General features: G+C 41.5%; 20 protein-coding genes. 2 read left to right on the forward strand and 18 right to left on the reverse strand.

Annotation, left to right across the window (positions count from 1 at the left end; translation table 11 throughout):
* Nucleotides 1–60: 60 nt before the first annotated feature.
* From FQ082_RS08645 to queC, 11 genes are all read right to left on the reverse strand, one after another.
* The gene (locus FQ082_RS08645) at nt 61–669 is read right to left on the reverse strand and encodes a TerD family protein (protein ID WP_011513115.1); all 609 of its coding nucleotides are present in this window, start codon (nt 667–669) and stop codon (nt 61–63) included.
* A 34-nt stretch (nt 670–703) separates the two neighbouring features.
* Nucleotides 704–1,456, reverse strand: coding sequence for a TIGR00266 family protein (locus FQ082_RS08650; RefSeq protein ID WP_149492794.1), 753 nt, complete (start codon nt 1,454–1,456; stop codon nt 704–706).
* A 273-nt stretch (nt 1,457–1,729) separates the two neighbouring features.
* Nucleotides 1,730–2,305: a TerD family protein gene (locus FQ082_RS08655; RefSeq protein ID WP_020443059.1), complete on the reverse strand. Its 576-nt coding sequence runs from the start codon at nt 2,303–2,305 to the stop codon at nt 1,730–1,732.
* 476 nt (nt 2,306–2,781) lie between these two features.
* Entirely contained in the window at nt 2,782–3,849 is a 1,068-nt protein-coding gene (locus tag FQ082_RS08660) for a DUF475 domain-containing protein (protein WP_149492795.1), read from the reverse strand.
* Nucleotides 3,850–4,111: 262 nt separating this feature from the next.
* Nucleotides 4,112–4,687, reverse strand: coding sequence for a TerD family protein (locus tag FQ082_RS08665; protein ID WP_149492796.1), 576 nt, complete (start codon nt 4,685–4,687; stop codon nt 4,112–4,114).
* A 267-nt stretch (nt 4,688–4,954) separates the two neighbouring features.
* Complete coding sequence (rlmKL, locus tag FQ082_RS08670) at nt 4,955–7,285, reverse strand: bifunctional 23S rRNA (guanine(2069)-N(7))-methyltransferase RlmK/23S rRNA (guanine(2445)-N(2))-methyltransferase RlmL (protein WP_149492797.1); 2,331 nt, start codon at nt 7,283–7,285, stop codon at nt 4,955–4,957.
* Between the two features lie 185 nt (nt 7,286–7,470).
* Nucleotides 7,471–8,664, reverse strand: coding sequence for a mechanosensitive ion channel family protein (locus FQ082_RS08675; RefSeq protein WP_262498190.1), 1,194 nt, complete (start codon nt 8,662–8,664; stop codon nt 7,471–7,473).
* Nucleotides 8,665–8,876: 212 nt separating this feature from the next.
* Nucleotides 8,877–10,412, reverse strand: a complete 1,536-nt coding sequence (locus FQ082_RS08680) for a dihydrolipoyl dehydrogenase (RefSeq protein ID WP_149492799.1) — start codon at nt 10,410–10,412, stop codon at nt 8,877–8,879.
* Nucleotides 10,413–10,465: 53 nt separating this feature from the next.
* Nucleotides 10,466–10,963 (reverse strand): peroxiredoxin, encoded by a 498-nt coding sequence (locus FQ082_RS08685; RefSeq protein WP_188018934.1) that lies wholly within the window; start codon nt 10,961–10,963, stop codon nt 10,466–10,468.
* A 161-nt stretch (nt 10,964–11,124) separates the two neighbouring features.
* On the reverse strand, nt 11,125–11,454 hold the full coding sequence (locus FQ082_RS08690; RefSeq protein ID WP_011513123.1) for a hypothetical protein: 330 nt from the start codon (nt 11,452–11,454) through the stop codon (nt 11,125–11,127).
* A gap of 274 nt (nt 11,455–11,728) precedes the next feature.
* Entirely contained in the window at nt 11,729–12,442 is a 714-nt protein-coding gene (queC, locus tag FQ082_RS08695; protein WP_201551548.1) for a 7-cyano-7-deazaguanine synthase QueC, read from the reverse strand.
* Nucleotides 12,443–12,859: 417 nt separating this feature from the next.
* Between queC and ttcA the strand changes: the two genes are divergently transcribed.
* Complete coding sequence (gene ttcA / locus FQ082_RS08700; protein WP_149492802.1) at nt 12,860–14,005, forward strand: tRNA 2-thiocytidine(32) synthetase TtcA; 1,146 nt, start codon at nt 12,860–12,862, stop codon at nt 14,003–14,005.
* A gap of 107 nt (nt 14,006–14,112) precedes the next feature.
* Here ttcA and FQ082_RS08705 read toward each other — a convergent pair whose 3' ends face one another.
* The 6 genes from FQ082_RS08705 to ccoN all read right to left on the reverse strand — a co-directional run bounded on the left by FQ082_RS08705 (nt 14,113) and on the right by ccoN (nt 20,147).
* On the reverse strand, nt 14,113–14,694 hold the full coding sequence (locus tag FQ082_RS08705) for a FixH family protein (protein ID WP_011513126.1): 582 nt from the start codon (nt 14,692–14,694) through the stop codon (nt 14,113–14,115).
* A 146-nt stretch (nt 14,695–14,840) separates the two neighbouring features.
* Nucleotides 14,841–16,250, reverse strand: a complete 1,410-nt coding sequence (gene ccoG / locus FQ082_RS08710) for a cytochrome c oxidase accessory protein CcoG (RefSeq protein WP_149492803.1) — start codon at nt 16,248–16,250, stop codon at nt 14,841–14,843.
* A 440-nt stretch (nt 16,251–16,690) separates the two neighbouring features.
* The gene (ccoP, locus tag FQ082_RS08715; protein WP_011513128.1) at nt 16,691–17,839 is read right to left on the reverse strand and encodes a cytochrome-c oxidase, cbb3-type subunit III; all 1,149 of its coding nucleotides are present in this window, start codon (nt 17,837–17,839) and stop codon (nt 16,691–16,693) included.
* Nucleotides 17,839–18,018: a CcoQ/FixQ family Cbb3-type cytochrome c oxidase assembly chaperone gene (locus tag FQ082_RS08720; protein ID WP_011513129.1), complete on the reverse strand. Its 180-nt coding sequence runs from the start codon at nt 18,016–18,018 to the stop codon at nt 17,839–17,841. The genes ccoP and FQ082_RS08720 overlap by 1 nt, the downstream gene beginning before the upstream one ends.
* Entirely contained in the window at nt 18,018–18,656 is a 639-nt protein-coding gene (gene ccoO / locus FQ082_RS08725; protein WP_011513130.1) for a cytochrome-c oxidase, cbb3-type subunit II, read from the reverse strand. The genes FQ082_RS08720 and ccoO overlap by 1 nt, the downstream gene beginning before the upstream one ends.
* Before the next feature lie 9 nt (nt 18,657–18,665).
* Complete coding sequence (ccoN, locus tag FQ082_RS08730) at nt 18,666–20,147, reverse strand: cytochrome-c oxidase, cbb3-type subunit I (RefSeq protein ID WP_011513131.1); 1,482 nt, start codon at nt 20,145–20,147, stop codon at nt 18,666–18,668.
* Between the two features lie 877 nt (nt 20,148–21,024).
* On the opposite strand from ccoN, the gene FQ082_RS08735 reads away from it, so the two are divergent.
* Nucleotides 21,025–21,414: a hypothetical protein gene (locus tag FQ082_RS08735; protein ID WP_011513132.1), complete on the forward strand. Its 390-nt coding sequence runs from the start codon at nt 21,025–21,027 to the stop codon at nt 21,412–21,414.
* Nucleotides 21,415–21,505: 91 nt separating this feature from the next.
* Here FQ082_RS08735 and FQ082_RS08740 read toward each other — a convergent pair whose 3' ends face one another.
* Nucleotides 21,506–22,474, reverse strand: coding sequence for a hypothetical protein (locus FQ082_RS08740; RefSeq protein WP_149492804.1), 969 nt, complete (start codon nt 22,472–22,474; stop codon nt 21,506–21,508).
* Nucleotides 22,475–22,734 lie beyond the last annotated feature (260 nt).

Here is a 22,734-nt window from a genome sequence, read left to right on the forward strand (position 1 = left end):
TTTTTATGCATAATTCTTGTTAATAATAAGATATCATTTCAAAAATGACACTTATGGATATTAAGCATGCGGGGTGATAGCAGGCATTAAGTCATGGAAAGTGCGACCAGTCGCCGTTTCACCGATGGCATGCATCTTCCACTCATTATTATGACGATAAACTTTTGCCATAATCATCGCCGTATGCGTACCTTGTGAGGACAGATTATAGCGTGCTACTTCAGTATTGTTATTGGCATTGACGATACGGCAAAACGCATTTTCTACTGTCTCAAACGTCTGACCAGTAAAGCTGTTGACGGTAAATACCAAGGATACTACGTTAGCTGGAACTTTTGATAAATCAACATTGATTACTTCATCATCACCATCGCCGTCACCAGTGCGGTTATCACCAGTGTGCACGATACTGCCGTCTTTCGATTTTAATTGGCTAAACCAAATGGCATCAACTGGCTGTTTGTTGCTATCGAACATAATGCATGATGCATCTAAATCTATAGAATCGCCGCCACTACCACCACCGAATAATTTACCTAAGAATCCCCCTTTTTTATCTTGTGGACCTTGGGCAACGTCCCAGCCTAAACCCAATTTTACTTGAGTAAGCTCGCCGCCCGCTTCTTTGCTTAGGGAGATTTTTTGACCCTTTTGTAAACTAACTGCCATGTGATAATCCTTATAATAGTTGTATGAGAAATTGCTATAAAATATTGCCAAGTAATCCGCTATTGCCGCCACGACCACCTGAACTGGTGCCCAAGATGCTTTGTAGCCATCCTTGATAGCTGTCACGATTGCGTGAGCAAATAATAACTTTGCCTGAGCCTGAAAAGTTGAGTACCATTCCTTCGCCACTGGTGACTGAATTGATAATATTGCTCATAATGCCTTTTTTCTTACTGGTCGATACAGAGAGCTTATAATCAAGCGTTGAATCCCAGCAGACCACATGACCATTATCGATGATGACTTCTTTATCTGGCGTCACATCAATTTCAAATAATGAACCAAAACCCGATACCACTACCTGACCTTGTCCTTGCGTCTGCATGACCATAAAGCCGCCAGTATCACCAAAGACTGCGCCACCTAGATTACGTTGAATATTGGCTCTGATATCGACACCGATTTGCGCCGCGACAAAAGCACCATCGCTCAAGGTATATTGATGTTTGCCGCAATCAATGATTTGCATATCGCCATCGAGCGTTGGTGCCAGCAAGCAATCACCTTCACCGTTTACCGCTTCGATTTGCTGTTGAAAAAGTGACTCATCGTTAGCAAAACGGCGCATCAATGACTGCATCAGTCCACCTTGCAATTTACCTTTTAGCTCAAGGTTTGATTCCATCATCACCATGGCGTTGGCTTCGCAATAGATTGAGTCGCCTTTTTTAAGATTACAATGTAAAAAAGGTTCAATAGTACCAATTAAGCTAAACGTTGCAGCCATAGGTCAAAAGTCCTTGTTCTAATATTTTCATGAGTCCATCTGTAGAGGATATAGCAAATAACTTCTGTCAATATCGTTTAGACATTAAATTCATAGCCACTTAAATTCATAGCCACTTAAATTCATAGCCACTTAAATTCATAGCCACTTAAATTTAAAGCCATCAAATGTCTTAAACAACACACTTGATGGCTTATAGATCTCGTAAGTAGCTCGTAAATAAATAGTTACTTACGATAGTTGGCTTGCGACACGATTAAGTCAATTAGACGATTACACGTTGACGCCATAAGAGGCCGCTAATGGTCCAAGACCACCGCTAAAGCCTTGACCAACCGCGCGGAATTTCCAGTCGCCGCTATGACGATATAACTCACCAAAAATCATCGCTGTTTCGGTACTACCGTCTTCTGATAGGTCATAACGAGCGATTTCAGCATCGCCATTGTCGTTCAAAACACGGATATAAGCGTCGCCCACTTGACCGAAGTTTTGGTTACGAGCTTGACCTTCATAAATGATGGCACAGATAGCAACTTTGCTCACGTCAGCTGGAATGCTTGCAAGGTTGATTTTGATTTTTTCATCATCGCCATCACCTTCACCAGTACGGTTATCGCCTGTATGTTCAACCGCGCCATTGTCTGACTTTAAGTTGTTAAAGAAGATAAAATCTTGATCGTTACGTACTTTACCTGCTTCATTGACCAAAAAGCCAATCGCATCTAAGTCAAATTCTTGACCGTCAGTGGCGCGTGGATCCCAGCCTAGACCGACCGTAATATTGGTTAAACCTGGCGCTTCTTTTGATAAGTTTACGTTGCCGCCTTTTGTTAAGCTAATAGCCATATAAATATCCTTTGGATTAATAATTAAGTGGATTGATTGATAAAAAATGAACTCAAATAGTGCAGTGGTCGATATATAGACGCCATTATAAAAAATCTATCTGTACGTCATGTCCTGCATATCATTACGATTTACTATACTAAGCGTTTGCTTACTAAGCAAGGCGTATTTTGTGCGCTGATGTTATGTTTACTAACAGATATAGCAATTGTGCAAATCTGATACTTTCTAACCGTCCCGATAACAATCGTTAAGATATTGTTATCAAAAATGAATTTTTTAGATATTGAAGTTGGTACTAAGGTTGCAATATCGAACCTAGCAATGAAACAAAACCTTATGATATGAATTACTCATAAAGTAAAAAAGGTATAAAAAACAGGTCATACCAATCGCTTGATATAACCTGTCATTAATAACGCTTTAAGAAAAAATATTTTTACGTTATGTTGTCTATACACCCTGTTATATAAACACTAAGTAATCGCCTTTGCTTGTTGCTTGCGATGTTTAAGTGAAGCAAGCAATGCCCAACCGATAAAGGCAATGCCAATCAAACCCGTAATAATCTCTGGTACATGGAATTTCACTGATAGCAGCATAATAATTGCCAAAGCACCAATGGCATAATGTGCACCATGCTCTAGATAGATGAACTCATCAAGTGTGCCTTTGTCTACCAAGAAAATAGTCATCGAACGCACAAACATCGCACCAATCGCAAGACCTAACATAATGACGATAACGTCATTGGTAATCGCAAATGCGCCAATCACACCATCAAAACTGAATGAAGCATCAAGGACTTCTAAGTATAAGAAACCGATAATACCGCCCTTCATAATCGCGCTGGTCGCTGCAGCGCCTGAACCCTTTTCTTCATTTTCTAAGTCTTCTTCAAGGTCACCCTCGAGCATACCAGAGATAACTTGGACGCCAAGATAGACCAAGATACCCCAAACACCCGCAATCAGTACGGCAGAAGCTTGTTCCGCACTTGCCCAAGATACGGCAAACATCAGGACAATTAGAGCGACAAACACGCTCATGGCATCCACTTTACCCAGTTTTGCCAAGCGGCTCTCGAGCCAATCAAACCAGTGCACTTCTTTATCATCAAAGATAAAGTTCAAGAACACCAATAGTAAGAAGATACCACCAAAGGCTGAGATTTCAGCATGGTGTGCCATCAGTCTTGCCGAGTATTCTTTAGGATCATTCAATGCCAAATCTATCACTTGCATCATGCCAAGATCTGCGGTAACCGCAACGATGACAATTGGGAATACCAAGCGCATACCGAATACAGCAATTAAAATACCAACGGTTAAAAATATCTTTTTCCAAAACTCGTCCCAGCCTTTAAGGACTGAGGCGTTGACCACCGCATTATCAAAGGATAATGAAATCTCCATGACGGCCAAAATAGCAGTAATAGAAAGGGTAGTTATCAAACCGCCCATACCGCCATGTGAATATCCCCACCATGCAGCTACCATCAATGCGATAGCTGTGAAGATGAAGTCTAAATAAAAATGTCTCATGACACATCCTGTCTGGTTGCGTAAAGCTAAGGTTGTCTATTATAGACGCAGCATAAAAAAAGTGGCTATCGCTAGCCACTTCTCCATGTGTGATTTTTAATAAAATATAAAGTATTATCAGTCATTTGGCTATCAAAGATTGTGATTATTTTGCAACCATATTTTACAGCCAATAGTGAGTCATAATGGCTTTAGGTTTTGCACCTACTTATCATCTAATGGATGGTTTTAGCACGGGCTAAATATCGATTTAGATAGTAGTTTAAATAACGACACCATATTGCTGGCACATCGCTTGTAAGCCACCAGAGTAACCTTGACCAACGGCGCGGAATTTCCATTCTGCATTGTGGCGATAGACTTCTCCAAATACCATTGCTGTCTCAACAGAGTAGTCTTCTGCTAAATCAAAACGGACCACTTCAGCACCCGTTTCTTCATTCACAACGCGAATAAAGGCATTAGCAACTTGACCGAAGTTTTGGCTACGAGCCGCTGCATCATGAATAGTGACTGTAACAACGATTTTTTCGACATCAGCAGGTACTTGCGTTAGGTTAACTTTGACGACTTCGTCATCACCGTCGCCTTCGCCTGTACGGTTATCACCAGTATGCTCTACTGCACCATTGTCAGACTTGAGTTGGTTATAAAAGATAAAGTCATGGTCGCCGCGTACTTTGCCAGCGGCATTTAATAAGAATACGCTTGCATCAAGATCGAATTCGGCACCAGAGGTTGCGCGCTCATCCCAACCAAGACCAATAAGCAGCTTAGTTAAGTTTGGATCCGTTTTGGTTAGCGATAAATTACCGCCTTTATTTAGAGATAATGCCATGGAATGGTCCTTGTTATTTATTGGAGTAGGGTGGACTGCACGTTTACAACGGTAAAAGTAATAACTATTTTGAGACCGTCAGTTCAAAATAGTGCTGTGTCGCTTTTGAATTAGATACGCTATACCAGCGATAATGGGATTCAATAAAGATAAAACGATCACTAGTAGCTCTCTATCATACCAACAAAAAATGACCCAATCAAAGCTGATTGGGTCATTGTTATGTTTTATAGCCAGTTAGGCGTCAAAGCTAAGATTTAGTGTTTGTTATAGACTCTGACGATGACGAATCTCAAAGCTTTGATGAATCGGTTTTTTGATATCAAAATCAAAACCAATGGTTTTTTGGGTAATGTCGATGATGTCATAACGCTCAGTCAGCTGCTCATCCAACTCAAAACGAGTAAAGTTATTAGAGAAGTATAAGATGCCATCTGCCGTTAAGCGGTTCATCGCGCGGTTAATTAGTGCAGCATGGTCACGCTGGACATCAAAGGTACCTTGAAACTTTTTAGAGTTTGAAAAGGTCGGCGGATCAATAAAGATAATATCGAATTGTTCCGTGTTGTCTTTGATCCACTCAAAAATATCGGCAGCAACGAATTGATATTTATTACCACTGACATTCAAGCCATTTAAAGCAAAGTTTTGTTTGCCCCAATCCAGATAGTTCTGTGATAAATCAACGCTGGTGACTTTTTTAGCGCCCGCCAATGCCGCATGCACACTCGCCGTACAAGTATAAGCAAATAAGTTCAATACCGATTTATTTCGACTGTTCTCTTTGATACGCGCACGCATATTGCGATGGTCAATAAATAGACCTGTATCGAGGTAATCGGTGAAATTGACATAAAGATAAGCACCATCTTCGCGGGCAATATAAAACTTGCCACGCTTTTCGGTATTGCCTTGTTTGCTATATTGATCATTACCGGATTGACGAGCACGGGTTTTAATAAAGATTTGTTCGCGGTTAATACCGAATACTTCACGAATACCCATTAATGCCAAATTAAAACGTTTTTTGGCAGTTTCTGGTGGAATAGTCTTCGGCGGCGCGTACTCTTGGACATGGGCATAGTCGCCATATAAGTCGATTGCCACTTTGAAATCAGGCAGGTCAGCATTGTAGACACGGATATTACTCACGTTGTCTTTTTTAGCCAACTTCTTTAGTCGGGTCAGGTTTTTTTGCAAACGATTGATAAAATCTTGACCGTCTTCAACCTCAATTTCACGTTTCTCAAAGCGGCTAACGAGATTCCCTGTCTGACCAGCAATCAAGGTGCCATAGCGGAAATACACAGTAATAGCGCCATTATGACATCGCAATGTTTTTGGTTCTCTAATCGGCAAAATATCGACTTGCTCAACGTGAGATGCCAATATGCCAAGCATCGGGTCAATACCACTACCGGCAAAGCTGTCTTGTAGGATAAGCCCAATCGATTGATATAACGGCTTAATCATTTCTTCATCACCCAGACGCTCACCATAAGGTGGGTTGGTGATAATCAAAGGATTGCTCAAACGACCATCAGCAGCCAAAGGTTTTAATAGCGTGCTTAGCTGATCAAGGGCGCGCGTTTCGATATCGAGTAGCGGTAACAGGTCTTGTAAACCAGCAGCAATCAGATTCTTTTCTGTGGCAATGATAGCACCATTATCGGCATCAAATCCAAAGATAAGCGGTAATGTATCTGGCTGCTCATTAGCAATCTCTAAGGCTGCACGGAAACGGGTCTGTGCATCATCAATCATTTCTTGCCATAGTGCCGCGTCATGATGCTGCCACTCGTAAAAACCAAACTGATTGGCGGCTTTATCGATACCGACTGCATAATCGCAGTGCATGAGTAGCGCTTCAATGATAAAGGTACCAGAGCCACACATCGGGTCGATTAGCGCATTATAAAAAGGCGCATCACCTGCTTCGTTTTTCTTATGCCAGCCTGCACTATAAAGTAGCGCCGCTGCTAAGTTTTCTTTTAGTGGTGCTTCTGTCATTGCAACGCGATAGCCACGGCGATGCAAGCTGGTACCTGACAAATCTAGATATAACTCAGCTTGCTTATCATTGACGGTCGCAAAAACAGAAAAGTCTGGGTTTTTACTATCGACGTTAGGGCGGCTCTCATACACTTCGTTAAAGGTATCCGCAATCGCATCTTTAATACGTAGCATGGCAAACTGTTGGCTGACAGCCACACGTTTATCAACAGACAGACGAATCGCAAAGGTTTGCTCTAAGCTAAATTGCTCTGTCCAATTGACCGATTTCGCCAAACCATACAGCTGCTCAGCCACATCATATTCGGCATTGATATTTTTGCGTTTAATCAGCATTAATACGCGCGATGCCACGCGCGACCAAAGACAGATCTTATATAAATCACGCAAGGTACCCGTAACAGCAAGGCGACCGGTACTCTTTATCTCACTTGCAATACCAAAACTGGTCAGCTCAGTCTGTAGCGGTGCTTCTAACCCATCGGCGCAGGTGATGATAAGGTCAAGCGACAATACCTGTGAAGATGCTTGTGAAGATGGTTGCGAAGACGCTGTGGATGAGGCGAGCGCGGTTGTTTCGGTCATACGGATACCTGTGGGCTAAATTGATAAATAGTGCACATCATAAAATAAGATGTTTAACCGCTAATTTTACCATAATTCTATAGCGGATGGTTTAAAGCGCTGATGTTTAAGAAAGCGATGATTAAAAGATGTCTATCTGAAAGAACTTTTTATGGCATATAAATGCTAAATAAGTTGCAAGGATATTAATGCTGGTCTTTGTTCAGCGCTAATGACTCTGAAACAGTTTGCGCGGTCGTTGCCAATGGCTTGGGCTTAGTCACAATCGGATAGACGTCTTCTCTTGGCATAAGTAGGCGCATATGAGGATAAGGGGTCGAGATATCAGCGGCATCAAAAGCGCGTTTAATATTCTCTCGTAAATCTTCTTTGATTTTGGGCATACGAGCAACTGCCGCTGGTTTGACCCAAAAGCGTACAATAAAATATACGCCATACTCGCCAATCTCTGCCACGGTCGCAGAAGACTCAGGTCGGTTGAGGACCGCCTCACTATCAGACAGTACCTGCAAAATCTCATCACGTGCTTTATCAATATCATCTTCAAAAGCAATACGCATCTGAATATCAAAGCGTATAAAGTTTTTGGAGGTCAGGTTGGTAACGACGGAGGAGGCCACATTCGAATTGGGTATGATGACTGTAATATTATCACGAGTTAAGACATGGGTCGTACGTAAGGCAATCACCACCACACGCCCTTCATTGTCATTGATATTGACCCAGTCACCAACTTGAAAGGATTGCTCAAGCAAAATGGTAATACCTGCGATAAAATTGGCAAGCGTTGACTGCGCGGCAAAGCCGACCGCCAAACCAGCAATACCTAGACCTGCTACTAAAGAGACGATATCAAAGCCAAACTGTGCCATGACGCTGGCAAGCCCTAATACCAGTAATAGTACGGATAAGATATTTTTAAGCAGCTGCTCAATAGAAGCGTTTAAACCGTAGTGTTGTAGAATTTTATGTACAATTTGTCCAGATGATGTCCATAGCACGTAATATATCCCTGCCCATGTACTGGCTTTGGCAGTGGCTTTAATGGTATCGGGCTCAAAATTCAGCTGACTCATAATAGCAATGACACTGGTCACAGCCCATACATAACGCAAGATTGAGCGGGCAATTTTAGCGCGGCGCTCATTCAGACGAATGCGGGTTTTGCTTTTTTTGAGTACATAAATAGCAAGCCAATACATAAACCCCGATATCGCAAGCAGTATTAGAATTTTGATGCCAGTGCTCACCAGTTCTACTGATTTAGACGACCAATCTAAGGTGCCTTCCTCGATAGAGCCACCAATCGCAAGAAAAAGGCTGGTATGTAGGTCACGAGCAATCTCTTGAAAAAATTCAGTAATACTAGCGATTGCCATTATCTTATCCATGAAAGGTGTGGTTCTAAAAAATATTACTCTGTACTAATAGGATTTTAACCGTATCATTATAAATAAAACCGCTTTTACCAAATACTGCTTTAACCATATAAAGTAGCTTACGTCCTGACGACAAATCAAGTTTAGATCTTCTGAAGTCAGCGCTAGTAGGTCTACTCCATTACCTTTAAAACAGAGCATTTAACAGTTGATTAAGAATTATTTTGATGAATATCAAGCGACTGATACGGTATTTCCATCAAATCCTGAACATCACGCAAGGCGGTACGCAAGCCTTCTAGGATAGTAGGATGGTAAAAAGGCGTATCAAGCATGTCTTTAATACTCAAGTCATTAGTAATTGCCATTGCTAAGATATGCCCGATGTATTCTGCATCCGGACCGACCATACTTGCACCCAAGATTCTGTCTGTTTTTTTGCAGCCATAAATATGCAATAGACCACAGTTAACACCCATGACGCGGCTACGACCTTGATTGTCGAAGCTGACTTTCCCAATCACATGCTCAAGTGTTGAATCTTCTTGGATTTCCGGTAAAGACATACCAACATTGACGATTTGTGGTGAGCTAAATACGATGGAAAATGGCGTGGCAGGCGGACGAATATAAGCGTCTTTTTTATTGTCACAGACCATACTGCCGGCGCTAAAACCTTCATCGCTTGCTACATGCAGCAAGGGAATATTAGCATTGGCATCACCAACGATATAAACGTCTAAATCACCGATTTTACCAGTTTTTTTGTCCAGCTGTTGTGGGCGATTTTTTTCATCAAGTTCAACGCCTAGGTTTTCAACACCCAATGCCTCTATATTATTACGTCGACCAGTCGCGACTAGTACGTAATCACCTTGCCATTGTTGCACTTCGCCAGCGCTGTCTTCATAATCAATAAAGGCAACAGTGCTGTTTTTATTTATGCTTTTATCGCTATTTTCATCTGATTTTTGACCGACATCAGTAATTTTGCTGCCCAAGTGCATGGTCAGCTCACGACTTAAGCAATCAATAGCTTTGTTATTGATGTCTTCGTCTTTTAGACCAGCCACGCGTTTGGCGCGATTAAATACCGTTACCCTGACACCCAATCGCGTGAAAGCTTGGGCAAGTTCTAAACCTATAGCACCTGCGCCAATCACAGCCATAGATTTTGGCAAGTCGGCTAACTCAAAGACAGCATCTGAGGTCAGCATAGTATCACCAAGCTTATCTTCCCAGCCATCTGGAATAAAGGTCGAGCTGCCAGTGGCGACAATGATTTTATCTGCTTTGATCAATTGATCATTGACCTCAATCAAGCCTTGCTTATTAATATAAGCCCGTCCCGCTATCTTACTATCCTCAGGCCAGCTATCGACTTGTTTTTCGATGTAGCTGGCAAAATGATCACGCTCAGCGCGCACCCGTTCCATCACCTGTTTGCCATCTATACGAGCAGTGGCATGTACGCCAAACTCAGCAGAATGATTGGTATCATGAGCGCGGTCAGCGGCTGCAATGAGTAGCTTACTTGGCATGCAACCTACCGCAATACAAGTCGTTGTCCAAAAGCCATCATTGATAATAATGACATCTTCTAAGAACTTTTTTGCTTGGCGAAAAGCGTTTTGTCCGGCAGTCCCAGCACCAATGACCGCAACAGATACCTTGCGAGTCACGTTTTGATGAGTGCTATGATCAAAGGGAGCAGAAGAATCAGAGGCGGTATCAGGCTGTTTATTCATAGTATTCTCAAATAAAAATAGTTTTAAGGTTTATCGTAAGCTCAATTAAAAGACTAAGGCGCAAGCGTAGTTAATAAACGCTCAGTATAATCCTTTGCTTTAAGGTTACGCTGTGCATGAGTGAGCGTACCATTTTTATCAAAGACAAACGCCGAACGTACAAGACCTAGAGTAATATTGCCATACATGTTCTTTTCTTTAATCACATCAAAATAGTGGCAGAGTTTTTCATCGGCATCACTGATAAGTGGAATATGTAGATTATATTTGCTAATAAAGTTTTCATGTGATTCAACGCTATCACGTGAGACGCCAATAATGTCGTAACCTAAATTATCAAATTCGTTAAGATGGGCGGTAAACTCAGTTGCTTGTGTGGTACAGCCAGGTGTATTGTCTTTTGGGTAAAAATAAAGGATAAGTCCTTTGCTGGTGTTGGCGACCAGCTCTTTTAGGCTAATATCATCATGAATGAAATGACCATCTAGCTCACGTACGATAGTGACTGGAAAATCAGGTAGAGTAATGGTTTCTGTGGTTGGCTTTGCCATCATAAAATCCTTATTTATTTTGATTGCGGTTATATTATTATTGGTCATCCCATTATAGGCAGATTCATAGAAATAAATCCTCGATTTTACACATCACTTATGGATGAGCAACAAAAAAGACTGGCAATGACCAGTCTTTTATATATCTAAAAATTTGAGGATTAAGCAGGTTTTTGTGGCTGCTTTAAGTCCAAACCAACGGTACATTGTTGCAAATCTTTTTGCATTTTTTTCACATACGAGAGGCTTGATGGGTCTTTTTTACTTTGCGCATAGCTCTCAATCTCCCACATCTGACCAATGGTCATATTGCTACGGACACCGATCGTGCAATCACAAAGCTTGGTTGCGGTGCTCTTGTCAGCGACTTTATATTTGACCGCGCCGTTGACGCAAGTATTGATATTATTCTGCTTAATATCAACAGCGTTCGCTTGTGGCATGGCAAATAGTGCAGCAAGAGCTAGGGGTAATACTGGCAAAAATTTCATAAATATCCTTTTACAGGTGACTGCGATAACTTGAATTTTTTATAAATGAATTAGATTCTGTACAAATGATAAAATATTACTTCTAATAAAACGTTGCTACTTTGATGAGCATTTATATCTTGTGGTAGATAAAGTGGCTCATACCATAGCAATGATTGTATTTAAAATACAACGGCAGCGTGCTGTGTTAATGCAAGCGAATGTTTCGCCAATGTTTAATTGCCTCTATTTTAAGACCGTTTATTCATGTTCTAAGGCGAAACTTCTAAAATCATTACTGATAATGGGTAGGGTCGGCAACGCCTGCCTGAGCGAACCCTTGACGACGCAGCGCGCAGCTATCACAAACGCCGCAGGCAAGACCATTGGCATCTGCTTGATAACAAGAAATTGTTTGTCCGTAATCAACCCCTAGCGACAGACCCAGCTCGATGGTTTTGGCTTTCGATAATTGTTGTAGCGGGGTTTGAATCGATAAATGATGACCGGTAACACCCGCTTTGGTAGCAAGATTTGCCATATGTTGGAAAGCGGCAATATACTCAGGACGGCAATCAGGATATCCTGAATAATCGACTGAACTGACACCAATGACGATATGGTTTGAATCAGTGACTTCGGCGACTGCCAAGGCATAAGATAAGAAGATGGTATTGCGCGCTGGCACATAAGTGTTTGGAATCGCGTCGTTATCAATCTCATCACGCTTTTTGTCTGGGAACTTATCCGTATCACCATCAGGCACAATCATACTGTGATCCGTTAGTGATGAGCCACCCAGTTGGGCAATATCGATATCAATAATTCTGTGATTAACGCCTGCAGTTTCAGCGATTGCTTTGGCAGCGACCAGCTCACTATTATGACGTTGACCATAATCAAAGCTGACTGCGGTTACTGACGCATAACGGGCCTTTGCCCAATATAAACAAGTCACTGAATCAAGCCCACCTGATAGCAGTACGACCGCATTTTGGCTTTTATGCAGCTCATTTAATTGGGTATCGTTTTCTTGATCAGCAAAAGAGGTTGGCAGAGCAGTATTTGTCATAATGGCATCTATTATTGGTTAGCGAAAAACGCCTATTTTAGCAAAAATTCTACCATTACAGAACCTTGAAAGCAGCATTAAAACATCATGCAAGTAATAGGATAAAGTTTAGCAAATCAATCATTAGCTGCCTTAGATAAGCAGTCACATTTAAGACGATAATTTAATGTCATCTTTTCAATCTGTTAGCAAATTTTGTTATAATCGCTGCTGTTTTAAATCATGTTTGAAGCGTTGCCTTATGAAGCATCATTGTTAGCCATACGCAGATAGCTTTTATTGTAGCCTTTTGAATAAATCGATTGATTATCTCTTTTGAAGTAACGCCATTCTTGTCAAGATATTGAGTAACTTATGACTGCAGCAACCTTATTTACACCATCAATCACGCCTCAGTTTGACAAGGCTTCTATCGATACTGATGTGAATCATCATGATAAAATAACTGATATCGAACAGATGTTATATGATGATGTCGATGACAGAAATGATGATTTTATGGATGAGCAAGCAGATAACATATTGGCTGATACGCAATCACTGACCGAGTCGGCTCACTTTCGGAAATTGCAAAAGAAGCTTCGTCGACAAGTATCATGGGCGATTCGCGACTTTAATATGATTGAAGATGGCGATGTGGTGATGGTCTGCGTATCAGGCGGTAAAGACAGCTATACGTTGCTCGATATCTTGCTGCTATTAAAACGTATCGCCCCGATTCATTTTGATATCGTTGCCGTCAATCTTGACCAAAAGCAGCCCGGCTATCCAGAAGAGGTGTTGCCCGCCTATCTAAACGAGCAGGGCATCGCTCATTATATTCTGGAAAAAGATACTTATAGTATTGTCAAAAGCGTGGTGCCAGAAGGGAAAACCTATTGCTCAGCGTGTTCACGTCTGCGTCGTGGCTCACTGTATGGTTTCGCCAAACAAATCGGTGCGACCAAGATTGCGCTTGGGCACCATCGCGATGATATGTTGGCGACTTTCTTTTTGAACTTATTTCATGGTGGCGCGTTGAAATCGATGCCGCCCAAATTACTCAGTGACGACAAGCAAAACATGCTCATCCGTCCACTGGCTTATGTGGAAGAAAAAGACATCATTGAATATGCGAGCCTAAAAGAATTCCCGATTATTCCGTGTAATCTCTGTGGCAGCCAGACCAATCTGCAACGGGCCATTATTAATGACATGCTACGAGAATGGGACGATGCTCACCCTCAGCGTCTAGCGTCTATTTTTAAAGCGATGCAAAATGTTGCGCCCTCGCAATTGGCAGATAGAGAGCTGTTTGATTTTGAAACATTAAGTCTGGATCGTGATGATAACGAGCGTTTGTTTGAAGGTGACAATATCCAAGCGGGGCAAATAGAGAGTCTGGCTGAGATTGGTTTGCCAGTATCACCAGAAACGCAGATATTCAATCCAGACTTTGCTAATGCAGAAAAGGGCAGCCGTGCGCCGAAAAAAATTCCAACGATTAATCCAGTGATTTGATGACTTAATAATTTAATGATCTAATACCGTTTACGCTCTTCAAATAAAAAAACCAGCTCATGATAGGTTCATGGCTGGTTTTTTATTTTAATCATACTTTGAACAGTTTAGCTTTCGCCAAATACTGGTAGAGGATCAAAGCTAACCTCTGATCGTGGTAACTTGGCAACATCTTGCATGCGCCAATCGTCTTTACCTTTATGACTTACTTGTAAATAATATTTTGCTTTAAGAGGATCGATATCTACTTGGGCGCTATATTTATTGCCTTCTAGATGCTTTAACACCGCATCACGGTCTTTTTTAATGTCAGTGGCATGAGATATAGACAGATCCAGTGTTTCAGGATAGCTAAGTGGACTGCCATTAATCAGTTTACCCGACTGCAAACTTTGCTCAGGATAATTCAGATAAAACACAACATCGCCATTATCTGCAAATTGCATTTGTCCATGCAAGTCTAAATCATAGGTCAACTTGTCACGCGACACATCATGATAAAGGGTTTTACCATCCATATACCAGTCGTCGCGTACCACGCTATCACGAATCTGATAAGAGTAATAAACAAACCAGATGCAAGCAATGACGACAAAAGCTGGCATACCAATGACAAAGATAACCACCATATAGTTTTTATACCATGGCTGGCTGTCTTGATGCTTAAAATTTGGGGCTGGACTGGACATAACATACCTATTAATCAGATATCTAGTAACCGTATCAACGGATAAGGCTGACAGCCAAAAGCTGCCAAGGTAAGGTAACTCAATCACCAGTGAGCTATCAAGCGCTAACTCACTGGTAGGTATCATTTAACAATGAATGTTAATATTTACTGACCTTGAGTGGTAAAAACATTCTGCTTACTAACATGATATTTGCCGTCTTCACTACTGACATTCAAAGTCACGGGTGTTTGACCAAATTCAATCACATCAGGGTCGCCATAGATACTAACTGGCATATCAAAGCTTTCACCGGCATCTAACGGTACATCGTTAAAGCGAATCTCCAAGCTCAAACCCTCTTGCGGTGCGAGCGTTATTTTATAAGTATGGGCATCTTGGGTTTTATTGGTCAACTTAACGATATAACTGTTTTCAATCATGCCTTGCTGATTCAATGAAGACAACTGATTGCGGTCACGCCGTATATCAATCTCTAATGGCACACGGTCATTCAAAGCGTATAAAACACCGCCACAAAGTATCGTGAGAAGTGCTAAGTAAGCGAAGAAACGAGGGCGAAAGACACGGCTTTTCTCTTTTTCAGCCAATTGACGCTCTGTGGTATAACGGATAAGTCCGCGTGGATAGCCCACTTTATCCATTATCTCATTACAAGCATCCACACAGGCGGCGCACTGAATACAAGCTACTTGTAATCCATCACGAATATCAATCCCAGTAGGGCAGACTTGTACACACATCTGACACTCGATACAGTCGCCTAAATTCTCAGGGTTGGTGCCTTTTTTGCGAGCACCGCGAGGCTCGCCGCGCTCATAATCATAAGAAACGATTAACGTATCTTTATCAAACATCACACTTTGAAAACGACCATAAGGGCAGATTTGGATACACATCTGCTCGCGCATATAACCTGCATTGACGTAGGTCGAAAACGCAAAGATAAATACTGATACCCAAATCCACGTCGCCCAATCAGGGAAGGGGATAAAACCAATCATCTGCCAGCTATTGTATAGAGCATCTGTACCCGATACATAACTTACAAAGGTCGTGGCGGTAATCATGGAAAACACAAACCAGATAAAATATATCAAGAAGCGTTTAAACACCTTAGTTGCGCTCATTGGTTCTTTATCAAACTTAATGCGTTTGTTACGATCGCCAATCACCCATTTTTCTACATATTGAAATAAATGCGTCCAAATGGTCTGGGGACAAGCATAGCCACACCAAACTCGCCCTGCATAGACTGTTACCATAAATAAGGCGAAGGCTGCAATGATAGCAAAGGCTGCAATAAAATAAAAATCCTGCGTCAAAAATGTCATGCCAAAAATATAATAATGCTGCGATGGCACATCAAACCAAATAGCTTGTCTTCCGTTATAGCGCAACCACGGCAACAGCAAAAACGCGGCTAAAAGTGCATACATCGTAATAACACGAATGTTTTGATAGAAACCAGTCACAAATCGTGGATGGACACGATGCTTGGTGGCATCAAGATCTACTTGCTGTACAGGGATTTTATTAGATTGTGGTGCTGACATAAACGTGCCTCTTTAAAAAAAGAATCAGTCTGCTGGCATGGGTAACAAACATCTATTATAAAAATAAGATAGTTGGATGTGCGGAGTTATCAATGTCAGTAAGTAGAAAGATAAAAATTAAAATACCTTTAATTCGTCTACCAAATGAGGGATGATCAATAATTGGCAAAAAAGCTGAAATGGCTCTGTCACCAATGTCTTATGGTCTAACTATTCTAACATTCTCCCTACTATAAATGGGGTGAGAGTGTTAAAAAGCAATATCTATATGAGGGCTATTACGCTACAAATAGTAGTACTGCTAAAAGCCATGATTGATGACAAAGCTTAAATATTTTTAATAAAAAAGAGAGGACTGTAATGACAGACCTCCCTTTATCTAAATCTACTCGTCAATGAGATAGCTGCTAACCAAGTAACTATAGTTAAAATTAACCGTATTAGTTAACCGTCTTCTCTGTACTTACCACTTGTTTTGGCATTGCAGCAGCAACAGAAGTTGCCTTAGCAGCAGGTTGAACAGTTCTATCTGATAATGAATATACGTAGGCCGCAAGCAACATAATACGTTCATTACCTAGCTTGGTTTCCCACTCAGGCATCACACCTGCACGACCATAACGTAATGTTTCTCGAATAGTCTCGCGATCGCCACCATATAACCAGATATTATCTGTTAAGTTTGGCGCACCCGCTGAAATCATACCTTTACCCTCTGGACCATGACAAAGCACACAGTTGGTAGGTTCTTTAAAGATAGCTTCACCTTGAGCAACTTGGGCTTTATCAAGCTCGTAACCTGGTTGGTTACCAGATAGTGACAACACATATTCAGAAACAGCACGAATACCATCTTCACCAAGTTGATCACGCCATGCAGCCATACCGCCGACGCGCCCATTATGTAACGTCGTTAAGATGTTTGACGCTTCGCCGCCATATAACCAATCATTATCGGTTAGATTTGGATAACCTGTAGCACCTTTGGCGTTTGAGCCATGACAGACCGCACAGTTCTGTAAGAACAAGCGACTACCGACTTTCAACGCATTCGGGTTTTCAGATAGCTTTTCTACATAAGGTGACAGTTCTGCAATTTTCTCATCAATTTGAGCTTGCAGATCTGCAGGCGGCTTTTCACTGCGACGCATAGTCGCTTGCATCTCAGACAAGCTGGCTAGGGTCTTAGTAGCACCGCTGGCATCTGCTTTTGCCAAAATATTTTTCTCAAAGTTATCCGTAAATACTTTGTTGTTACTCTCAAGCTCACTGTAAAGCTCGTTTTTAGAAGTCCATGGCAAAGTTTTGCCATCGACTTCTACGGTTGTGATGCCTTCCCATTTTGAGGGGAAAATACCTGGAAAGAACACCCAGTAAGCAACACCCCAAATGATTGATCCAAAAAATATCACTAGCCACCATTTAGGCAGCGCTTTATCATATTCTCGAATACCGTCGTATTCATGCCCTGTGGTACCATCGTCTTCTACTTCTGGTTTGAATTTTAAGACCATTAGTAAAATACCGAGGATAAACGCCCAGCACATGATACTTAGTATAGTTATCCAAGAACTCCAAAAGAATGTCATCATTTATCCTTATCGCGCTGCTCGTCAGACAGAGATTTGATATCCTCGTCATCAAGCGCAAGTTGTGCATCTTCTTCGAAGCGTTTTTTGTTTTTTGGCGAATACGCCCACCATGCAACACCTACGAAGGCAATAAAGGCAGAAACGGTCGCAATTGTTTGTAATTCACCAATACCCATTAGCGCTGTCCTTCCATTGCGGTACCTAACTGCTGCAGGTAGGCAACCAAAGCATCAAGCTCAGTAGCACCAAGCACAGCATCTGGAGCGCCTTCAATATCTTCTTCAGTATAAGGCACACCGAAGCGATCACGGAAGAGACGCATTTTGGCTTGAACATTAGAACCATTCACTTCATTGGTCGCAAGCCATGGGAAACCGGGCATGACTGATTCAGGCACTAATGAACGTGGGTCAATCAGATGTTGTCTTTGCCAATCTTCAGAATAACGTCCGCCCACACGTGCTAAATCAGGACCAGTACGTTTTGAGCCCCAAAGAAAAGGGTGATCCCACGTTGATTCGGCAGCACGTGAGTATGGTCCATAACGCTCAACTTCAGCACGTAATGGACGTACCATTTGGGTATGGCAGACATGACAACCTTCACGAATGTAGATGTCACGACCTTCAAATTCAAGCGCAGTCCAAGGCTCCATAGAAGGGAGAGGAGTGTTCACACCACCTTCTTCAGCACCTCTATAATCGTATATCAGCGGTACAATCTCAACGAGCGTTGCAAAGCTAATAGCGATAACGATACCGATGACCAACAAGCCTGTATTTTTTTCAATAATTTCATGCGGTGTACCAGCCATGATCGCTCCTTATACTTTAGCTGTCGAGATTTGATCGACACTAGGTTCATGATCAGTCGGATCAGCAATGTCTACTGGCTTACCTTCTGGCATCTTGATTGTTCTATAGACATTATATGCCATCACAAACATACCAGATACATACAGAAGACCACCAAACGCACGACCAATATATGGGAAATGCGAGAACTCAACGGTATCAACAAAGCTGTATACCAAAGTACCATCAGGGTTAGTCGCAAGCCACATCATGCCTTGGCCAATACCTGAAATCCACATAGATACGATATAGAAGATGGTACCTGCTGTTGCTAGCCAGAAATGCGTTGTGATCAAGCTGATAGAATACATTTTTGGCTTGTTATAAATACGTGGTAACAGTACATATAGCGAACCAATGGTAATCATACCAACCCAGCCAAGCGCACCTGAGTGTACGTGACCAACTGTCCAATCCGTATTATGCGATAGCGCATTGACGGTCTTAATAGACATCATTGGACCTTCAAACGTCGACATGGCATAGAATGACAAAGCGACAATCATAAAGCGAATGATCGGATCGGTACGCAGCTTATCCCAACTACCTGAAAGCGTTAGTACACCGTTAATCATACCACCCCAAGATGGAGCAAATAGAATAATAGAGAATACCATTGCTAATGACTGCGTCCAATCTGGAAGCGCTGAATAATGCAAATGGTGACCACCAGCCCACATGTATGAAGCAATCAATGCCCAAAAGTGAACGATAGACAAACGGTAAGAATAAATAGGGCGACCAATCTGTACTGGCACGAAATAATACATCATGCCTAAGAAAGCAGCCGTCAGATAGAAGCCTACCGCATTATGCCCGTACCACCACTGCACCATGGCATCGGTTGCACCGCCAAATAGCGAGTAAGACTTAAATGCACTAACAGGAATCGCCATGCTATTTACAATATGCAGTAGCGCAATCGTAATAATAAAGGCAGCAAAGAACCAGTTAGCCACATAGATATGTGACGTTTTACGCTTAATTAGTGTACCGAAGAAGACAATAGCATATGAAATCCATACCAATGCGATAAGGATATCAATCGGCCACTCAAGCTCAGCGTATTCTTTAGTTGAGGTTAAACCTAATGGTAAGGTGATAACAGCCGCTACGATAACCGTCTGCCAACCCCAAAAGGTAAACCAAGCTAAGTAAGGCGCAAATAATCTTGTCTTACAAGTACGCTGAACGATGTAATAAGACGTTGCGAACAAGGCTGAGCCACCGAACGCAAAAATAACCGCATTGGTGTGCAGTGGTCTTAAACGACTAAAAGTCAGCCATGGAATGTCAAAATTGAGTGCTGGCCATGCTAACTGAGAAGCAATGAACACACCAATACTCATGCCGACGATGCCCCATACCACGGCCATAACCGTAAAGAATCTTACGATAGTAATTTCATATTCACGGTCAATGGGGGCGAGTGCTGTGTTTTGTAAACTCATTGGATGATTCCTTTACAGCCCGAATTATCAACAGAATTAACTAACATGCCATGTCATGTCATCTAGATCATGATAAAGATCATAACCAAACAATGGCTTTGGTAAAGGCTGTTTTCACTCGTCTTATCAGGCTGACGGTATTAACTATCAAGCTAAGCATGGCCTAGATATCAGTGATTGCTGATGGGTAGAGAGCAGTACTAAAGCGGACTGCCCGCGAAGCTGATTGATAGTAGGATTGTTAATATATTGTCAGGTTTAATAAGAAAATGTGCCGTTCTCGAGCATCAAACATCTATTGAGGCTGAGTATTTATCTTAATTGTCACTGCTAAAAGCCGTACAAACCAAGATAGATACTGATGTTCAACCGGTGATAAGAAGGTATCGACCGTCAATGTATGCTAGCGATAGCTGACAAAAAAACATATTTACGTAATGTTTAGTTAAAACTCCCGACTCTGTTTAAGGGTATTGTAACGCAAACCTAATCAAATATCATCAGAACTATGCGCCAAAATACAAACTCTTTAGTAAAATCTTAGCAAGCAACTTATCACTGCTATGCTATCCACTTATTTTATACCCAATTTCATGACTATTCTATAGATGAAAAAAGATAGTATTCACAAGTTTGTACGGACAAACTATGAACAAGGTTTTGTAACAATTTTATTATTTGTTCTACAAATAAGTTTTACTTATTGTAAAGTCGCATCTTATAATGCCACTGAGCAGCATTCATAATAAAGTGCTTATTATATAAAATAGTCACCTTGTAGTAGTAAGTTTTTTGATATTTAACTGACTGTTAGGTTGGAGCACGAAAGGTGCTGACCTAGCACCGATTAACAACAATAGGTATTAAGGATAATAATATGGCAGTTTTTTTGACAGATGAATGGTTTGAGCAAGTTGAGCAAATGGGTCAAGAAGCGGGTGAGCTTAATTTGCCGCCCGCACTTGCGAATATGATCGTCAATCTAAAAGTATCTGATAGCGATCAAGACATCGAAGCCAACTTTGCAAATGGTCTATTACATCGCGGCTTAAACGATGGAGCGACCACCACGTTATTGCTTGATCGTAGTATCCTACAATCCATCATCACTGATTTCGATACCAATGAAATCATGGGCGCCTTTATGGGTGGCAAGATTCGTGTCGAAGGCGATATGTCACAATTGATGGCAGTACAGACGGCTCGTCCAAGTGCTGAGCAAAAAGCGCTTTATAGCAATATTAAGTCAATGACTACAATGGCTTAGAGTCGTTATTAATTTAATCGTATTTAGACAAATAAAAAGCCCCTAAAATCAATTAGGGGCTTTTTATTTGTCTAAAATAATCTAAATCTGACTAGCTGGCTTTCGATTGTGCTACTTGCTGATTTTCTTTATAAATAGCCGCTTGTAGCCATACGTTTGCTTGTACGTAATCATGAACGTTAATAGAGGCAGTATCAGGTGTTTTTAGCGCACCAATACGCATTACAAAAGGATCAGCATCTTGTTCGCGCAGTACCACCACATCAAACAGAATAATCGTTTTACCATTAAATAAGGTTTCTTGCTTACCAAGTACTTGACCTTGACACCACGCTTCATCTTCTTGACCTAACGTATCGCCAAACAAATAAGCACACATATGACCCAGATTGATCTCGACCGGCGCCATTTGTTCTTTGGTTTCTGGTTGCCATGCTTTGATTTGTTCTTGTAGGTCATCCGGCATTTTTCCATCGTTTGCCGCAACGATATCATTAAAAGCACGGTGATAGCGTATCGCTTCTTGGTCTTCTACTTTGATGACTTCATTTTGTTCACTGATTTTGATCTCATGTGCCCATGCGCTAAAATTCACAAAATAGGTGGTATCACGTTGATATAAATGACGGTTGGCCGTATATAGCTGATCAAAAGCATAGATGATACTGCCATCAGTGGTACGTAAGCGTAATACGGCATCGTGTGAGTTGTCATTGACAATCATACGCTCGATTTTACAGCTCAATCCATATGGGCTATCGACACAAGGGTAGGCATTGATAAAGCATTCAGGCTTGCCATCCTTCATTGCCAGTACTTGATTGATATGACAAGGCTGGTTCTCAGATAGCAATAAACAGCTGTCTTTGGCACTGACATCGGTATTAAGGCCTTTAGGCATCGCTGCTTTTTCAATCATCTGTTGTAACCATTTAGGTACATCATGACTCATGTCATCAGTCAGAATACGCCAATGGTCACCGTGACCAGCTGATTGCTCATCAGTTAAGGTGATTTTGGTAGGAGATTGGATGTTTTTATATTGATAATTAATGGTCATGAAAATACTCAAACTTAAGTCAGCCATGAGGTTTGGGTCTGAAACTGTGATCGCTGAGTACCATGTGCCACTTTAAAAGAGGGGTTTATGATGGTCAGCAATGCCGTCAGTAAAGAGGCAACAAACAACAATGAGGGGTTAATGACAATTGTCCTTAGCATACAATATATAGGTATAGACACAGAGAATAGCAAGTATGTTATAAAAAATAATCATAAAACCGCATTTTTTATTATAAAATCTGGACAGTTTTCGGTAAT

This window comes from Psychrobacter sp. ANT_H56B (genome assembly GCF_008369245.1).
GTDB lineage: Bacteria > Pseudomonadota > Gammaproteobacteria > Pseudomonadales > Moraxellaceae > Psychrobacter > Psychrobacter cryohalolentis.